Below are 15,464 nucleotides of genomic sequence, written 5' to 3' on the forward strand. Positions count from 1 at the left end.
GCACCAAGATGTGAGGACAGGGTCCGGTCAGCGCGATGGAGCGCTGCACGGGCCCTGTCGTCTGCCTCCACCGATCGGCCCCGCACCGGCAGAACCCGTGTATGGGGATAAGGAGTAGAAACACATGAAGACGATCGACGAACTGCTCGCCGACGGCGTGACCGGCAAGCGGGTCTTCGTCCGCGCCGACCTCAACGTGCCGCTCGCGGGCGACACGATCACCGACGACGGCCGCATCCGTGCCGTGCAGCCGACCATCGCGAAGCTCGCCGAAGCCGGCGCCCGCGTGATCGTCGCCTCGCACCTGGGTCGCCCCAAGGGCGCCCCGGACCCGGCCTTCTCACTCGCTCCGGCCGCCAAGCGACTCGGTGAACTGCTCGGTGCGGACGTCGCGTTCGCCACCGACACCGTCGGTTCCTCCGCCAAGGAGACCGTGGCCGCCCTCGCCGACGGCCAGGTCGCCGTCATCGAGAACCTGCGTTTCAACGCCGGTGAGACCTCGAAGGACGACGCCGAGCGCGGCGCCTTCGCGGACCAGCTCGCCGAGCTCGCCGACGTCTACGTCGGCGACGGCTTCGGCGCCGTCCACCGCAAGCACGCCTCGGTCTTCGACCTGCCCGCGCGCCTCCCGCACGTGGCCGGCTACCTGATCGCCACCGAGGTCGGCGTCCTGAAGAAGCTGACCGCCGAGGTCAAGCGCCCCTACGTGGTCGTCCTCGGCGGCGCCAAGGTCTCCGACAAGCTGGCCGTCATCGACCAGCTGCTCGGCAAGGCCGATCGCATCCTCATCGGCGGCGGCATGGCGTACACCTTCCTCTACGCCAAGGGCCACGAGGTCGGCATCTCCCTGCTCCAGAAGGACCAGGTGGACGTCGTCAAGGAGTACATGGCGCGCGCCGAGAAGCTGGGCGTCGAGCTGGTCCTCCCGGTCGACATCCTGGCCTCGGCGGACTTCCCCGACCTCAAGGGCAAGACCCCGGCCGAGTTCGTCACCGTCGACGCGGACAAGATCCCCGCCGACAAGGAGGGTCTGGACATCGGTCCGAAGACCCGTGAGCTGTACGCGTCGAAGATCGCCGACGCGGAGACCGTCTTCTGGAACGGTCCCCTGGGCGTCTTCGAGCACCCCGACTACGCCGGAGGCACCCGCGCCATCGCGCAGGCCCTCGTCGACAGCAGCGCGTTCACCGTGGTCGGCGGCGGCGACTCCGCCGCGGCCGTGCGCACGCTCGGCTTCGACGAGAACGCTTTCGGTCACATCTCGACCGGTGGCGGCGCCTCCCTCGAATACCTCGAGGGCAAGACGCTCCCCGGCCTCGCCGCACTGGAGGTCTGAACCCGTATGACCACGCGTACCCCGCTGATGGCGGGCAACTGGAAGATGAACCTCAACCACCTCGAGGCCATCGCACACGTCCAGAAGCTCTCTTTCGCGCTCGCCGACAAGGACTACGACGCCGTCGAGGTCGCGGTCCTGCCGCCCTTCGTCGACCTGCGCTCGGTCCAGACCCTGGTCGACGGCGACAAGCTGAAGATCAAGTACGGCGCCCAGGACATCTCGGCGCACGACTCCGGCGCCTACACCGGCGAGATCTCCGGCTCCATGCTCGCGAAGCTGAAGTGCACGTACGTGGCCGTCGGCCACAGCGAGCGCCGCCAGTACCACGGCGAGAGCGACGAGCTCTGCAACGCCAAGGTCAAGGCCGCCTACCGGCACGGGATCACCCCGATCCTCTGCGTCGGCGAGGGCCTGGACGTCCGCAAGGCCGGACAGCAGGTCCCCCACACCCTGGCCCAGGTCGACGGCGGCCTCAAGGACCTCCCGGCCGAGCAGGCCGAGTCCATCGTGATCGCCTACGAGCCCGTCTGGGCGATCGGTACCGGCGAGGTCGCCACCCCCGAAGACGCGCAGGAGGTCTGCGGGGCGATCCGCACCCGCCTCGCCGAGCTCTACTCCCAGGAGCTGGCCGACAAGGTCCGCATCCAGTACGGCGGCTCGGTCAAGTCCGGCAACATCGCGGCGATCATGGCGCAGCCCGATGTCGACGGCGCCCTGATCGGCGGCGCGGCACTGGACGCGGACGAATTCGTGAAGATCGTCCGCTTCCGCGACCAGTGACCTGCGTGATCGTCGCAGCGAGTATGCGGTAGGGCGGATCCGTCGTACCCTTGCGGGGGCCAGGAGGCTGAACCGACAGCCACTGGCCCCCGCGCACGTCAAGCGGAGCCGGACAGCCAGTGAAGCCAGAAAGTAGGAATCAGCCGTGATTATGGGGTTCTCGATCGCCCTGATCGTCTTCAGCGCCCTGCTGATGCTGCTCGTGCTGATGCACAAGGGCAAGGGCGGCGGCCTTTCCGACATGTTCGGCGGCGGCATGCAGTCCTCCGTCGGCGGCTCCTCGGTCGCGGAGCGCAACCTGGACCGCATCACCGTCGTGATCGGCCTGCTCTGGTTCGCCTGCATCATGGCGCTCGGGATTCTGCTGAAGTAGCGGAGCCGACGGTTCTGGCCATTGTGCCGGTCCGGTCGGCTCCACCCCGCCTATCATGAGGACTGCGTCCGTGCCCTGGAGTGAGTAACTCCATGTGATGGACGTGCGTTGGGCCTTACGTAGACTGGGGCGCCCGCAGCGGAATCCACTCACGCTTCGCGGCACCATCACGCAGGGAGTTACGACCGTGGCAAGTGGCAACGCGATCCGTGGCAGTCGGGTCGGAGCGGGGCCGATGGGTGAGGCCGAGCGCGGCGAGTCCGCGCCCCGCCTGCGCATCTCCTTCTGGTGCTCGAACGGGCACGAGACGCAGCCGAGCTTCGCCAGCGACGCGCAGGTGCCGGACACCTGGGACTGCCCGCGCTGCGGGTTCCCGGCCGGCCAGGACCGGGACAACCCCCCGGCGCCGCCGCGCACCGAGCCGTACAAGACGCACCTGGCGTACGTGCGGGAGCGCCGGTCGGACGCCGACGGCGAGGCGATCCTCGCCGAGGCGCTCGCCAAGCTCCGCGGTGAGATCTGACGAACGCAGGAGTGACGGTGTGACATGGGGCCCGGCCCGCAGGAGTCTTCTCCAGCGGGCCGGGCCCCTTTGCGTACCCCGCGCCGAAGGCGCTGTCCGGCACACCCCCCTTTGATCCCTTAGGTTGGTGATCGGCGGGGCACGACAGGACGGAAGAAACGGGTTGATGTCCGAGATGAACGCAGACAGCCGTACGAGGCTCAACCGGACGCCCGAGTGGCTGGCACTCGGCAAGCACCGCGAAGAGCTGGGGCAGACGCACCTGCGCGAGCTGTTCGCGGCGGATCCGAGCCGGGGAACCGGCTACACGCTGCGGGTCGGGGACCTGTACATCGACTACTCGAAGCACCTGGTGACGGACGAGACGCTGGAGCTGCTGCGCGAGCTGGCGGCTGCGACGGGCGTGGCCGAGCTGCGCGAGGCGATGTTCCGCGGCGAGAAGATCAATACGACGGAGGACCGGGCGGTCCTGCACACCGCGCTGCGCGCGCCGCAGGACGCGGTGATCGAGGTGGACGGCGAGAACGTCGTCCCCGCGGTGCACGCCGTGCTCGACAAGATGGCGGCCTTCTCCGACCAGGTCCGGTCGGGGGAGTGGACCGGCTTCACCGGCGAGCGCATCAAGAACGTGGTCAACATCGGCATCGGCGGCTCCGATCTGGGCCCGGCGATGGCGTACGAGGCGCTGCGCGCGTTCACCGACCGCGGTCTGACCGTGCGGTTCGTGTCCAACGTGGACGGCGCGGACCTGCACGAGGCCGTACGGGACCTGGACCCGGCGCAGACGCTGTTCATCATCGCCTCCAAGACCTTCACCACCATCGAGACCATCACCAACGCCGAGTCGGCGCGGGAGTGGCTGCTGGCGGGTCTGGGCGGTGACGCGGCCGCCGTGGCACGGCACTTCGTGGCGCTGTCGACCAACGAGGAGAAGGTCACCGCGTTCGGCATCGATCCGGCCAACATGTTCGGGTTCTGGGACTGGGTCGGCGGGCGCTACTCCTTCGACTCCGCGATCGGGCTCTCGCTGATGATCGCGATCGGGCCGGACGCCTTCCGCGAGATGCTGGGTGGCTTCCGGACGGTGGACGAGCACTTCCGCACAGCCCCGCCGGAGCAGAACGTGCCGCTCCTGATGGGCATGTTGGGGGTCTGGTACGGGGCGTTCTTCGACGCGCAGTCGCACGCGGTCCTCCCGTACAGCCACTACCTCTCCCGTTTCACCGCGTACCTCCAGCAGCTGGACATGGAGTCCAACGGCAAGTCCGTGGACCGGGACGGCAATCCGGTGGACTGGCAGACCGGTCCAGTGGTGTGGGGAACGCCCGGCACCAACGGGCAGCACGCGTACTACCAGTTGATCCACCAGGGCACGAAGGTGATCCCGGCGGACTTCATCGGCTTCGCCCGGCCGCTCGGTGAACTGGAGCCGAAGCTGGCGGACCAGCACGACCTGCTGATGGCGAACTTCTTCGCGCAGACGCAGGCGCTGGCCTTCGGCAAGACGGCGGACGAGGTCCGCGCGGAGGGCGTGGCGGAGCCGCTGGTCCCGCACAAGACGTTCAAGGGCAACCACCCGACGACGACGATCCTGGCGCAGGACCTCACCCCGGCGGTGCTGGGCCAGCTGATCGCGCTGTACGAGCACAAGGTGTTCGTACAGGGCGCGGTGTGGAACATCGACTCCTTCGACCAGTGGGGAGTGGAGCTCGGCAAGGTGCTGGCGAAGCGGGTCGAGCCGGCTCTGACGGACGGCGCGGAGGTGCCGGGGCTGGACGCCTCCTCCAAGGCCCTGGTGGCCGCATACCGTCAGCTGCGCGGCCGCAGCTGACGGACGGCCGTCGGACACGCAAAGGGCCCGCTCCCCGTTCGGGGGGCGGGCCCTTCGGCCGTACGGGGCCGTCGGATCAGGAGGCGGCCGGCGGGTACAGACCCACCGGGAGCTTCGCCGCGGCCGTGCGGTCCAGCAGCCACAGGGTGCGGGAGCGGCCGTACGCCTGTGCGGCGGGTGCCTGGACGGCGCCGGCGCCGCCGAGGGCGATGGCCACCGCCCCGGCCTTGTCCTCGCCCGCCGCCAGCAGCCAGACCTCGCGGGCCGCCCTGATGGCCGGGAGGGTCAGGGAGATCCGGGTGGGCGGCGGCTTGGGTGCGCCGTGCACGCCGACGACCGTGCGCTCGCTCTCGCGGGAGGCCGGGTGCTCGGGGAAGAGCGAGGCGATGTGGGTGTCCGGGCCGACGCCCAGCATCAGGACGTCGAAGGTGGGGACCGGCCCGTGGTCCTCGGGCCCGGCGGCCTTGGCCAGCTCGGCCGCGTAGGCGGCGGCCGCGGCGTCCACGTCCGCCCCGTACGGGCCGTCGGAGGCGGGCATGGCGTGCACGCGGGCCGGGTCGACGGGTACGGAGTCCAGGAGGGCCTCACGGGCCTGGGTGTGGTTGCGCTCGGGGTCGTCGGCGGGGACGTAGCGCTCGTCGCCCCACCAGAGGTCGATCCGCGACCAGTCGACGGCGTCGCGGGCCGGGGCCGCGGCGAGCGCGGCGAGGAGGCCGTTGCCGTTGCGGCCGCCGGTGAGGACGACGGAGGCGCTGCCGCGGGCGGCCTGCGCGTCGACGATCTTGGTGATGAGCCGGGCCGCTGCGGCCTGGGCCATCAGCTCCTTGTCCCGGTGGACGACGACCTGGGGAGTCGTCATGCCCATGGCTGCCGCCTTGTCGTAGTGCGGGTGTGCGGGTGTGCGGGTGTACGGACGCCGCTGCGCGGGGGAAGGCCCCGCGCAGCGGCTACCGCCTACTTGGCCGAGGCCTTCTTCGCGGGCTTGGCCGCGGGCTTCGCGGCCGGGGCCTCGGCCGCGGCCGGAGCGGCCTCGGTCTCGGCCGGAGCCGGGGCCGCCGAGCCCTCGGCGGCGAGCTTGGCCACGCCGAACTTCAGCGCGGCCTCGAACGTGTTGTCCGGGTCCAGCCGGCGCAGCTCCTCCGCCAGGAGCTCGGCCGTGTCACGGCGCTTGAGCGCCACGGCACGGTCGGGCTGCCCCGGCATGCACAGCGTCGCCAGGGCGCCGTCCGCCCGGTCCAGGACGATGTCCCCGTCCTTGGTCTCCAGCCGGACCGAGGTCAGACCGGGACCGGCGGAGATCGTACGCCGGACGGGGACCTGGAGGCGGTCCGCCAGCCACATGGCCAGCAGCTCGCAGCTCGGGTTCTCGTCCTCGCCCTCGACGACCACCGAGGCGACCTTGACGGACTGCTGGTCCAGCGCGGCCGCCAGCATCGAACGCCACGGCGTGATCCGGGTCCAGGACAGGTCCGTGTCACCCGGGGCGTAGGCCGCGGCCCGCTGCCCGAGCGCCTGCTGCGGGTTCTCGCAGGCGTACGTGTCCGAGATCCGGCGCTGCCCGAGCGCACCCAGCGGGTCGCCCGCCAGGTCCGACGGGGCACCGTCCGGCCACCAGACGACGACGGGCGCGTCCGGCAGGAGGAGCGGGAGAACCACCGACTGGGCGTGGTCGACCAGTTCACCGTGGAGGCGGAGCACCACCGTCTCGCCGGTGCCGGCGTCCGCCCCGACGCGGACTTCCGCGTCGAGACGGGCGTCGCGGCGGCTGCGAGCCGAGCGGCTGACCCGCTTGATGACGACGACGATCCGCGAAGGGTGTTCGTGGGACGCGTCGTTCGCCGACTTGAGCGCGTCGTACGCGTTCTCTTCGTCGGTCACGATCACCAGCGTGAGGACCATGCCGATGGCCGGCGTGCCGATGTCCCGGCGCGCCTGCACCAACGCGGCGTTGATCTTGCTGGAGGTGGTCTCCGTGAGGTCGATCTTCATGGCCGGCGCCAGCTCCGTCCGTCTCGTGCGAGCATCTCGTCCGCCTCGATCGGCCCCCAGGTACCCGCCGGGTACTGCGCGGGCTTGCCGTGCTTGTCCCAGTACTCCTCGATCGGGTCGAGGATGTTCCACGACAGCTCGACCTCCTGGTGGCGCGGGAAGAGGTTCGCGTCACCCAGCAGGACATCGAGGATCAGCCGCTCGTACGCCTCGGGGCTCGACTCCGTGAAGGACTCGCCGTACGCGAAGTCCATCGTGACGTCCCGGACCTCCATGGAGGTGCCCGGGACCTTGGAGCCGAAGCGCACCGTGATGCCCTCGTCCGGCTGGACCCGGATGACCAGGGCGTTCTGCCCCAGCTCCTCGGTCGCGCCCGACTCGAAGGGCAGGTACGGGGCCCGCTTGAAGACGACCGCGATCTCGGTCACCCGGCGGCCCAGGCGCTTGCCCGTCCGCAGGTAGAACGGGACCCCCGCCCAGCGGCGGTTGTTGATCTCCAGGCGGATGGCCGCGTAGGTGTCGGTCTTCGACTTGGGGTCGATGCCGTCCTCTTCGAGGTACCCGACGACCTTCTCGCCGCCCTGCCACGCCGCCGAGTACTGGCCGCGCACGGTGTGCTTGCCCAGGTCCTCGGGGAGCTCGACGGCCGTGAGGACCTTGAGCTTCTCCGCCACCAGCGCCTTGGGGTGGAAGGAGCCGGGCTCCTCCATCGCGGTCAGCGCGAGCAGCTGCAGCAGGTGGTTCTGGATGACGTCGCGGGCCGCGCCGATGCCGTCGTAGTACCCGGCCCGGCCGCCGATGCCGATGTCCTCGGCCATGGTGATCTGCACGTGGTCGACGTACGACCGGTTCCAGATCGGCTCGAACATCGTGTTGGCGAAGCGGAGCGCCAGGATGTTCTGGACGGTCTCCTTGCCGAGGTAGTGGTCGATCCGGAAGACCTCGTCCCGCGGGAAGACCTCGTGGACGACCTTGTTGAGCTCCTCGGCGCTCTTCAGGTCGTGCCCGAAGGGCTTCTCGATGACGGCACGCCGCCAGGAGCCCTCCTTCTGCGCCAGCCCGTGGTTCTTGAGCTGCTGGACCACCTTGGGGAAGAACTTCGGGGGCACCGACAGGTAGAAGGCGAAGTTGCCGCCCGTGCCCTGCGCCTTGTCCAGGTCGTCGATCGTGGACTTCAGGGTCTCGAACGCCGCGTCGTCGTCGAAATCGCCCTGTACGAAGCGGCAGCCCTGCACCAGCTGCTGCCAGACCTCCTCCCGGAAGGGGGTGCGCGAGTGCTGCTTGACGGCCTCGTACACCTCCTGGGCGAAGTCCTCGTGCTCCCACTCACGGCGGGCGAAGCCGATCAGCGAGAAGCCCGGCGGCAGCAGCCCCCGGTTCGCCAGGTCGTAGATGGCGGGCATCAGCTTCTTGCGCGACAGGTCACCCGTAACGCCGAAAATGACCAGGCCGGACGGCCCCGCGATGCGCGGGAGCCGCCGGTCCTGTGCGTCACGAAGCGGGTTCGCTCCGTTCACAGACAAGGTGTTCAGGCCTCCGTGGGGGCAAGGCGCGCGAGCTCCGCCTCGGTGGACTTCAGCAGATCGTTCCAGGACGCCTCGAACTTCTCGACGCCCTCGTCCTCGAGCAGCTGCACCACATCGTCGTACGAGACGCCCAGCTTTGCGACCGCGTCGAGCTCGGCGCGGGACTGGTCGTACGTGGCGCGCACGGTGTCACCCGTGACCTCACCGTGGTCGGCGGTGGCCTCCAGGGTGGCCTCCGGCATGGTGTTCACCGTGTTCGGGGCGACCAGGTCGACCACGTACAGGGTGTCCTTGTACGCCGGGTCCTTGACGCCCGTCGAGGCCCACAGCGCACGCTGCTTGTTGGCCCCGACGCGCTCCAGGGCGTTCCACCGGTCGGAGGAGAACACCTCTTCGTAGGCCTCGTAGGCCAGACGGGCGTTGGCGAGGGCCGCCTTGCCCTTGAGGGCCTTCGCCTCGTCGGTGCCGATGGCGTCCAGGCGCTTGTCGATCTCCGAGTCCACGCGGGACACGAAGAAGGAGGCGACCGAGTGGATCAGGGAGAGGTCCAGGCCCGCGGCCTTGGCCTTCTCCAGACCCGCCAGGTACGCGTCCATGACCTCGCGGTAGCGCTCCAGCGAGAAGATCAGCGTGACGTTGACGCTGATGCCCTTGCCGATGACCTCGGTGATCGCCGGCAGGCCGGCCTTGGTCGCCGGGATCTTGATGAGCGTGTTCGGGCGGTCCACCAGCCAGGCGAGCTGCTTGGCCTCGGCGATCGTCGCCGTGGTGTTGTGGGCCAGGCGCGGGTCGACCTCGATGGAGACCCGGCCGTCCTGGCCGTCGGTGCGGTCGTAGACCGGGCGCAGGATGTCGGCGGCGTCGCGGACGTCCGCCGTCGTGATCATGCGGATGGCCTCGTCGACGGTGACCTTGCGGGCGGCGAGGTCCGCGAGCTGCTGCTCGTAGCCGTCACCGCTGCTGATCGCCTTCTGGAAGATCGACGGGTTGGTGGTGACACCGACCACGTGCGACTGGTCGATGAGCTCGGCCAGGTTGCCGGACGTGATGCGCTTGCGGGACAGGTCGTCCAGCCAGATCGCCACGCCCTCGTCGGAGAGGCGCTTGAGTGCGTCTGTCATGGGAATTGCATCTCCTACTGGTTCGGTACGGGCGTCAGCGCGCGACGGCGGCGATGGAGTCCTTGGCGGCGGCGGTCACGGCCTCGGAGGTGAAGCCGAACTCGCGGAACAGCACCTTGGCGTCGGCCGAGGCGCCGAAGTGCTCCAGCGAGACGATCCGGCCGGCGTCGCCGACGTAGCGGTGCCAGGTCAGGCCGATACCGGCCTCGACCGCGACGCGCGCCTTGACGGACGGGGGCAGGACGCTGTCCTTGTACGCCTGGTCCTGCTCCTCGAACCACTCGACGGACGGCATCGAGACCACGCGGGCCGGGATGCCCTCGGCCTGCAGGGCCTCGCGCGCGGCGACGGCGAGCTGGACCTCGGAGCCGGTGCCGATGAGGACGACCTGGGCCGTCGCGCTCTGGCCTTCGGGGCCCGTCGCCTCGAAGAGCACGTACCCGCCCTTGGCGGCGTCCTCGTTGCGCTCGTACGTCGGCACGCCCTGACGGGTCAGCGCCAGACCGTGCGGGGCACCCTTGCCGAACACCTTGGTGTGGCGGCGCAGGATCTCGCGCCAGGCGATGACGGTCTCGTTCGCGTCGGCCGGACGGACCACGTTCAGGCCCGGGATGGCGCGCAGCGAGGCGAGGTGCTCGACCGGCTGGTGCGTCGGGCCGTCCTCGCCGAGGCCGATGGAGTCGTGCGTCCACACGTACGTCACCGGCACGTGCATCAGCGCGGACAGGCGGACGGCGTTGCGCATGTAGTCGGAGAACACCAGGAAGGTGCCGCCGTAGATGCGGGTGTGGCCGTGCAGCGCGATGCCGTTCATGGTCGCGGCCATGGCGTGCTCGCGGATGCCGTAGTGGACGGTGCGCCCGTACGGGTCGGCCTCCGGCAGCGGGTTGCCCTTCGGGAGGAAGGACGAGTGCTTGTCGATCGTGGTGTTGTTGGAGCCGGCCAGGTCGGCCGAGCCGCCCCACAGCTCCGGGATGACCGCACCGAGGGCCTCGAGGACCTTGCCGGAGGCCGCGCGGGTGGCGATGCCCTTGCCGGTCTCGAAGGCGGGGAGCTTGTCCTCCCAGCCGGCGGGCAGCTCGTTGGCGTTGATGCGGTCGAACTCGGCGGCGCGCTCCGGGTTGGCGGTGCGCCAGGCGGAGAAGTCCTTCTCCCAGGCGGCCTTGGCCTCGCGGCCCCGGTCCAGCGCCTTGCGGGTGTGCGCGAGGACCTCGGCGGAGACGTCGAAGCTCTTCTCCGGGTCGAAGCCGAGGACGCGCTTGGTGGCGGCGACCTCGTCGTCACCGAGGGCCGAGCCGTGCGAGGCCTCGGTGCCCTGGGCGTGCGGGGCCGGCCAGGCGATGATCGAGCGCATCGCGATGAAGGAGGGGCGGCCGGTCTCGGCCTTGGCCGCGGCCAGGGCCTCGAAGAGCGCCTTCGGGTCGAGGTCGCCGTTCGGCTGCTGCGCGACGCGCTGGACGTGCCAGCCGTACGCCTCGTAGCGCTTGAGGGTGTCCTCGGAGACGGCCGTCTCGGTGTCGCCCTCGATGGAGATGTGGTTGTCGTCCCACAGCAGCACCAGGTTGCCGAGCTTCTGGTGGCCCGCCAGGGCGGACGCCTCGTGGGAGATGCCCTCCTGGAGGCAGCCGTCGCCGGCGATCGCGTAGACCATGTGGTCGAACGGGGAGGCGCCCTGGGCGGCCTCCGGGTCGAACAGGCCGCGCTCGTAGCGGGCGGCCATGGCCATGCCCACCGCGTTCGCGATGCCCTGGCCCAGCGGGCCGGTGGTGGTCTCGACGCCGGCCGTGTGGCCGTACTCCGGGTGGCCGGGGGTCTTGGAGCCCCAGGTGCGGAAGGCCTCGAGGTCGGCGAGCTCCAGGCCGAAGCCGCCGAGGTAGAGCTGGGTGTAAAGAGTGAGGGACGAGTGCCCCGCGGAAAGCACGAAACGGTCGCGGCCGACCCACTCGGGGTCCGCCGGGTCGTGCCGCATCACCTTCTGGAAGAGGGTGTACGCGGCGGGGGCCAGGCTCATCGCCGTACCGGGGTGGCCGTTACCCACCTTCTGGACGGCGTCGGCGGCCAGGATGCGGGCGGTGTCGACGGCCCGCTGGTCGAGATCGGTCCAGTCGAGCTCTGTGGTCGTCGGCTTGGTGCTCACCGTGGGTCAGGGCTCCTCTCCACATGTCTGTTACCCGGTGACGAACGGTGCACCGGCGCGATTCCGAGCCTACCCCCGTGACGGCGTGCAGCTATTCGAGTGCCCGCAGTCCGTCATGACGTCGGCGGCTCCGATCGGACCAACACGAGGCGACCCCCGCGCAGGGCGACGTAAGTGCAACGTCTACAGTGGCGTGGTACGTGCGAGCCTTCAGCGGACCTTTATGTCCGGAGCTTGCTGGTTTCTCTGTCAGGGGTGTGCGTGACGGCCGTCGAATCCCGTCCAGCGGGGGTGCTCGGGACGAGCCCCGTCCACCGGCCGTTCGGGGCCCGGGTCATGGCTTTCGTGGCTTTGACCAAGCCGCGAATCATCGAACTTCTGCTGATCACCACAGTGCCGGTGATGTTCCTCGCCGAACAGGGCGTGCCGTCGCTGTGGCTGGTCCTCGCCACCTGCTTCGGCGGGTACTTGTCCGCGGGCGGCGCCAACGCGCTGAACATGTACATCGACCGCGACATCGACGCGCTGATGGACCGCACCGCGCAGCGGCCGCTGGTGACCGGCATGGTGAGCCCGCGCGAGTGCCTGGCCTTCGGCATCACGCTCGCGGTGGTCTCCACCCTGTTCTTCGGGCTGCTCGTCAACTGGCTGTCGGCCGCGCTCGCCCTCGGGGCGCTCCTCTTCTACGTCGTCGTCTACACGATGCTGCTGAAGCGGCGCACCGCGCAGAACATCGTCTGGGGCGGCATCGCCGGCTGCATGCCGGTGCTCATCGGCTGGTCCGCCGTCAAGAACGAGGTCTCCTGGGCCGCCGTCATCCTCTTCCTCGTCATCTTCTTCTGGACGCCGCCGCACTACTGGCCGCTGTCCATGAAGGTGAAGGAGGACTACGCGCGCGTCGGCGTGCCGATGCTGCCGGTCGTGGCGGGCAACCAGGCCGTGGCGCGCCAGATCGTCCTCTACAGCTGGGTGATGGTGGCCGTCTCGCTGCTCCTCACCCCGCTGGGGTACACCGGCTGGTTCTACACGGCGGTCGCGCTGGCGGCCGGCGGCTGGTGGCTGTGGGAGGCGCACGCGCTGCACGCGCGGGCCAAGGCGGGCGTGACGGGCGGCAAGCTCAAGGAGATGCGCCTGTTCCACTGGTCCATCACCTACGTGTCGCTGCTGTTCGTGGCGGTGGCCGTGGACCCCTTCCTCCGCTGACGCTTCCTCCGATCATTACCCGCCGGTAGCATGCTGTCCATGGCAGACACCACGGCGGACACCGCAGACAAGAAGCAGGACCGGAAGGCCGCGAAGCTGGCCCGTCAGATCGGCGCGTTCGCCAAGCACCACGGCGGCGCCGAGGGCCAGATCGCGCACATCGGCCAGGCCGGCACCCGGATCGTCCTCGTCGGCACGGACGGCGGCTGGGGCGACCTGGTGGCCCCGACGTACTCGGTGGCCCAGCTGGCCGCCGAGAAGGCCGGCCTGACCCTCCACGAGGAGTTCGACGGCGAGTTCGCCGCGCGTGTCAAGACCGGTCCGTACGAGTGGTCCCGGATGGCCGGCATCCAGATCGGCGGGGCGGCGAACCCGGCCGCCTGACCGTGACGGTGGCCGCTCGGTCAACAGCGCGAGCAACACCTCACACCCCGCTCACCCGTTAGGACGTGTGGAAGCCCCTTCCTCACGTCCGCAACGGGATGCCCGGATGATCGAAACGCCGCCCCTGGTGGACCAGTACTGCCACGGAGTGCTCCGTACGGAGCTGGGCCTCGGCACCTTCGAGGCCCAGCTGATCCGCTCCGCCGGCCCGCCCGCCGCCGGGACCACCTTCTTCGACACCCAGACCGGTTTCGCGGTGCGCCGCTGGTGTCCGCCGCTGCTCGGGCTGGAGCCGCACTGCACCCCCGCCCGGTACCTGGCCCGGCGGCGCGAGCTGGGCGTGGTCGAGTCCGGGCGCAGGCTGCTGCGGGGCTCCGGAGTCGCCGCCTATCTGGTCGACACGGGAGTGCCCGGCGACCTCACCGTCCCCAAGGAGCTGGCGCTCGCGGGGGACGCCGACGCCTTCGAGGTCGTACGGCTGGAGCTGCTGGCCGAGCAGGTCGCCGACACCTCCGGCACCGTCCCGGCCTTCCTCGCGAACCTCGCCGAGGCCGTCCACCACGCCGCCGCCGCAGCCGTGGCCTTCACCTGCGGTGCGGACGCGGGGTACCCGGCGGTGCTGGGGCGGGCCCCCGAGCCGCCCGGTCCGGGCGAGGTGCGGGGGGCGGCCGGCCGGTGGCTGGCCCGGCGCGTCAAGGGCGGGGCCGTACGGGACCCCGTACTCCTGCGGCACCTGCTGTGGAGCGCGGTGGCGACCGGGCTGCCGCTCCAGCTGCACACCGGGGCGGGCGCGGGGGAGCCGGGGCAGCGGCCGGAGCAGGCCGATCCGGCGCTGCTGACGGAGTTCGTACGGGCCACGGCGGGGCTCGGGACCCGCCTGGTGCTGCTCGGCGGATACCCCTACCACCGGCACGCCGCCCAGCTGGCGGCGGCCTTCCCGCACGTCCACGCCGATCTGGGCGCGGCGCTCGGACAGAGCGGCGCACGGGCGGCGGGGGTGCTGGCCGAGGTGCTGGAGCTGGCTCCGTTCGGCAAGCTGCTGTTCTCCAGCGGCGGGCGCCGGCTGCCCGAACTGCACGCGGTGGGCGCCCTGGTCTTCCGGGAGGCGCTGGGCCGGGTGCTGGGCGGCTGGGTCGGCGAGGGCGCCTGGTCCTGGCGGGACGCCGAACGGGTGGCGGCGATGGTCGCGGCGGGCAATGCCCGCCGCGTCTACCGGCTGGACGAGCGCGGGTGAGCGGCGCGGGGCCGGGGCCCCGGCCCCGGCGGCTCAGACCGCGGAGAGCTGCGGGTCGCTCTGCGCCGGGATCTCCGCCTGCGTCGCGGGCCGCTCCCGCAGGCTGAGCGCCATGCGGAGCACGGCGATCCAGACGAGGCAGGAGCCGAGCATGTGCGCGGCGACCAGGGCCTCGGGCACGTGGGTGAAGTACTGGACGTAGCCGATGGCGCCCTGCGCGAGCAGCACGACCAGCAGGTCACGGGCGCGGGCCCGGGTGTCGGTCGGCGCGTCGACCACGCGCAGCACCAGCCACATGGCCACGGCGAGCGCGCACACCACCCAGGCGGAGATCGCGTGGACGTGGGCGGTGGCCGCCCAGTCGAACGGCATCCGCTTGATCTCGCTGCGGTCGCCCGCGTGCGGACCGGAACCGGTGACCACCGTGCCCGCCGCGATCAGTACCAGGGTGGTCGCGATGAGGGCCCAGGAGAGCTTGCGCACGGGGCCGGGGACGCGCGGCTTCGCATCCGTGTCACCCTCGCGGGTGCGCTGCCAGGTGATCGTCGTGACGGTGATCAGCGAGGTGGCGAGGAGGAAGTGCCCGGCCACGCTGTACGGGTTGAGCCCCGTCAGGACGGTGATGCCGCCGAGGACCGCGTTGCCCATCACGATGAGGAACTGGAGCCAGCCGAGCTTCGTCAGCGAACGGCGCCACGGCTTGGCCGAGCGGGCCGCGACGATGCTCCAGCCAACGGCCGCGCAGAGCACGTACGTCAGCATGCGGTTGCCGAACTCGATCGCCCCGTGGAAGCCCTGCTCCTGGGTCACGATCAGGCTGTCGTCGGTGCACTTGGGCCAGGTGTCGCAGCCGAGACCGGAGCCGGTCAGCCGTACCGCGCCACCGGTGACGACGATGAGCACGCTCATGACGAGCGCGGCGAGCGCGGCCCGCCGGACGGTCCGGGGTGACGGGGTCCAGCGGTTGGCGATGAAGGCGAGAGGGGTCAACACGGCGCTTATCGTACGCGGAGCCTTGTGCAAA

Annotated in this window: 14 protein-coding genes; 8 read left to right on the plus strand and 6 right to left on the minus strand. The window is 70.7% G+C overall.

Annotated elements, in window-relative coordinates; translation table 11 throughout:
• Positions 1 to 124 precede the first annotated feature (124 nt).
• The 5 genes from K7B10_RS29640 to pgi all read left to right on the plus strand — a co-directional run bounded on the left by K7B10_RS29640 (position 125) and on the right by pgi (position 4,846).
• Entirely contained in the window at positions 125 to 1,336 is a 1,212-nt protein-coding gene (locus tag K7B10_RS29640) for a phosphoglycerate kinase (protein ID WP_229340715.1), read from the plus strand.
• 6 nt (positions 1,337 to 1,342) lie between these two features.
• Positions 1,343 to 2,119: a triose-phosphate isomerase gene (tpiA, locus tag K7B10_RS29645; protein WP_229340717.1), complete on the plus strand. Its 777-nt coding sequence runs from the start codon at positions 1,343 to 1,345 to the stop codon at positions 2,117 to 2,119.
• Between the two features lie 151 nt (positions 2,120 to 2,270).
• Positions 2,271 to 2,492, plus strand: coding sequence for a preprotein translocase subunit SecG (gene secG / locus K7B10_RS29650; protein ID WP_030858951.1), 222 nt, complete (start codon positions 2,271 to 2,273; stop codon positions 2,490 to 2,492).
• A gap of 187 nt (positions 2,493 to 2,679) precedes the next feature.
• On the plus strand, positions 2,680 to 3,015 hold the full coding sequence (locus K7B10_RS29655) for an RNA polymerase-binding protein RbpA (protein WP_010352468.1): 336 nt from the start codon (positions 2,680 to 2,682) through the stop codon (positions 3,013 to 3,015).
• Positions 3,016 to 3,190: 175 nt separating this feature from the next.
• Complete coding sequence (gene pgi / locus K7B10_RS29660) at positions 3,191 to 4,846, plus strand: glucose-6-phosphate isomerase (RefSeq protein WP_229345504.1); 1,656 nt, start codon at positions 3,191 to 3,193, stop codon at positions 4,844 to 4,846.
• A 76-nt stretch (positions 4,847 to 4,922) separates the two neighbouring features.
• Here pgi and pgl read toward each other — a convergent pair whose 3' ends face one another.
• The 5 genes from pgl to tkt form a co-directional block, all read right to left on the minus strand.
• On the minus strand, positions 4,923 to 5,705 hold the full coding sequence (gene pgl, locus K7B10_RS29665; protein ID WP_229340719.1) for a 6-phosphogluconolactonase: 783 nt from the start codon (positions 5,703 to 5,705) through the stop codon (positions 4,923 to 4,925).
• A 95-nt stretch (positions 5,706 to 5,800) separates the two neighbouring features.
• Entirely contained in the window at positions 5,801 to 6,835 is a 1,035-nt protein-coding gene (gene opcA, locus K7B10_RS29670; protein ID WP_229340721.1) for a glucose-6-phosphate dehydrogenase assembly protein OpcA, read from the minus strand.
• Positions 6,832 to 8,358, minus strand: coding sequence for a glucose-6-phosphate dehydrogenase (gene zwf / locus K7B10_RS29675; RefSeq protein ID WP_267501497.1), 1,527 nt, complete (start codon positions 8,356 to 8,358; stop codon positions 6,832 to 6,834). Before zwf ends, opcA begins: the two co-directional genes overlap by 4 nt.
• Positions 8,359 to 8,363: 5 nt before the next feature.
• Positions 8,364 to 9,482, minus strand: coding sequence for a transaldolase (tal, locus tag K7B10_RS29680; RefSeq protein WP_229340723.1), 1,119 nt, complete (start codon positions 9,480 to 9,482; stop codon positions 8,364 to 8,366).
• A 34-nt stretch (positions 9,483 to 9,516) separates the two neighbouring features.
• On the minus strand, positions 9,517 to 11,619 hold the full coding sequence (tkt, locus tag K7B10_RS29685) for a transketolase (protein WP_229340725.1): 2,103 nt from the start codon (positions 11,617 to 11,619) through the stop codon (positions 9,517 to 9,519).
• Between the two features lie 255 nt (positions 11,620 to 11,874).
• Between tkt and K7B10_RS29690 the strand changes: the two genes are divergently transcribed.
• The 3 genes from K7B10_RS29690 (at position 11,875) to K7B10_RS29700 (ending at position 14,440) form a co-directional block, all read left to right on the plus strand.
• Positions 11,875 to 12,822 (plus strand): heme o synthase, encoded by a 948-nt coding sequence (locus tag K7B10_RS29690; RefSeq protein WP_229345508.1) that lies wholly within the window; start codon positions 11,875 to 11,877, stop codon positions 12,820 to 12,822.
• 39 nt (positions 12,823 to 12,861) lie between these two features.
• Positions 12,862 to 13,206 (plus strand): hypothetical protein, encoded by a 345-nt coding sequence (locus tag K7B10_RS29695; protein ID WP_229340727.1) that lies wholly within the window; start codon positions 12,862 to 12,864, stop codon positions 13,204 to 13,206.
• A gap of 106 nt (positions 13,207 to 13,312) precedes the next feature.
• On the plus strand, positions 13,313 to 14,440 hold the full coding sequence (locus K7B10_RS29700; protein WP_229340729.1) for an amidohydrolase family protein: 1,128 nt from the start codon (positions 13,313 to 13,315) through the stop codon (positions 14,438 to 14,440).
• A gap of 33 nt (positions 14,441 to 14,473) precedes the next feature.
• On the opposite strand, the gene K7B10_RS29705 is transcribed toward K7B10_RS29700, so the two are convergent.
• Complete coding sequence (locus K7B10_RS29705; RefSeq protein WP_229340731.1) at positions 14,474 to 15,463, minus strand: COX15/CtaA family protein; 990 nt, start codon at positions 15,461 to 15,463, stop codon at positions 14,474 to 14,476.
• Between the last annotated feature and the right edge of the window lies 1 nt (position 15,464).

Origin of the sequence: Streptomyces flavotricini (assembly GCF_020639365.1) — a bacterium.
Lineage (GTDB): Bacteria > Actinomycetota > Actinomycetes > Streptomycetales > Streptomycetaceae > Streptomyces > Streptomyces flavotricini.

Bases quoted from the DNA above. Each gene is read 5' to 3' on its own strand.
- opcA (WP_229340721.1), bottom strand. From the start codon at position 6,835: ATGAAGATCGACCTCACGGAGACCACCTCCAGCAAGATCAACGCCGCG.
- pgi (WP_229345504.1), top strand. From the start codon at position 3,191: ATGAACGCAGACAGCCGTACGAGGCTCAACCGGACGCCCGAGTGGCTG.
- K7B10_RS29700 (WP_229340729.1), top strand. From the start codon at position 13,313: ATGATCGAAACGCCGCCCCTGGTGGACCAGTACTGCCACGGAGTGCTC.
- tal (WP_229340723.1), bottom strand. From the start codon at position 9,482: ATGACAGACGCACTCAAGCGCCTCTCCGACGAGGGCGTGGCGATCTGG.
- K7B10_RS29640 (WP_229340715.1), top strand. From the start codon at position 125: ATGAAGACGATCGACGAACTGCTCGCCGACGGCGTGACCGGCAAGCGG.
- K7B10_RS29695 (WP_229340727.1), top strand. From the start codon at position 12,862: ATGGCAGACACCACGGCGGACACCGCAGACAAGAAGCAGGACCGGAAG.
- tpiA (WP_229340717.1), top strand. From the start codon at position 1,343: ATGACCACGCGTACCCCGCTGATGGCGGGCAACTGGAAGATGAACCTC.
- secG (WP_030858951.1), top strand. From the start codon at position 2,271: ATGGGGTTCTCGATCGCCCTGATCGTCTTCAGCGCCCTGCTGATGCTG.
- pgl (WP_229340719.1), bottom strand. From the start codon at position 5,705: ATGACGACTCCCCAGGTCGTCGTCCACCGGGACAAGGAGCTGATGGCC.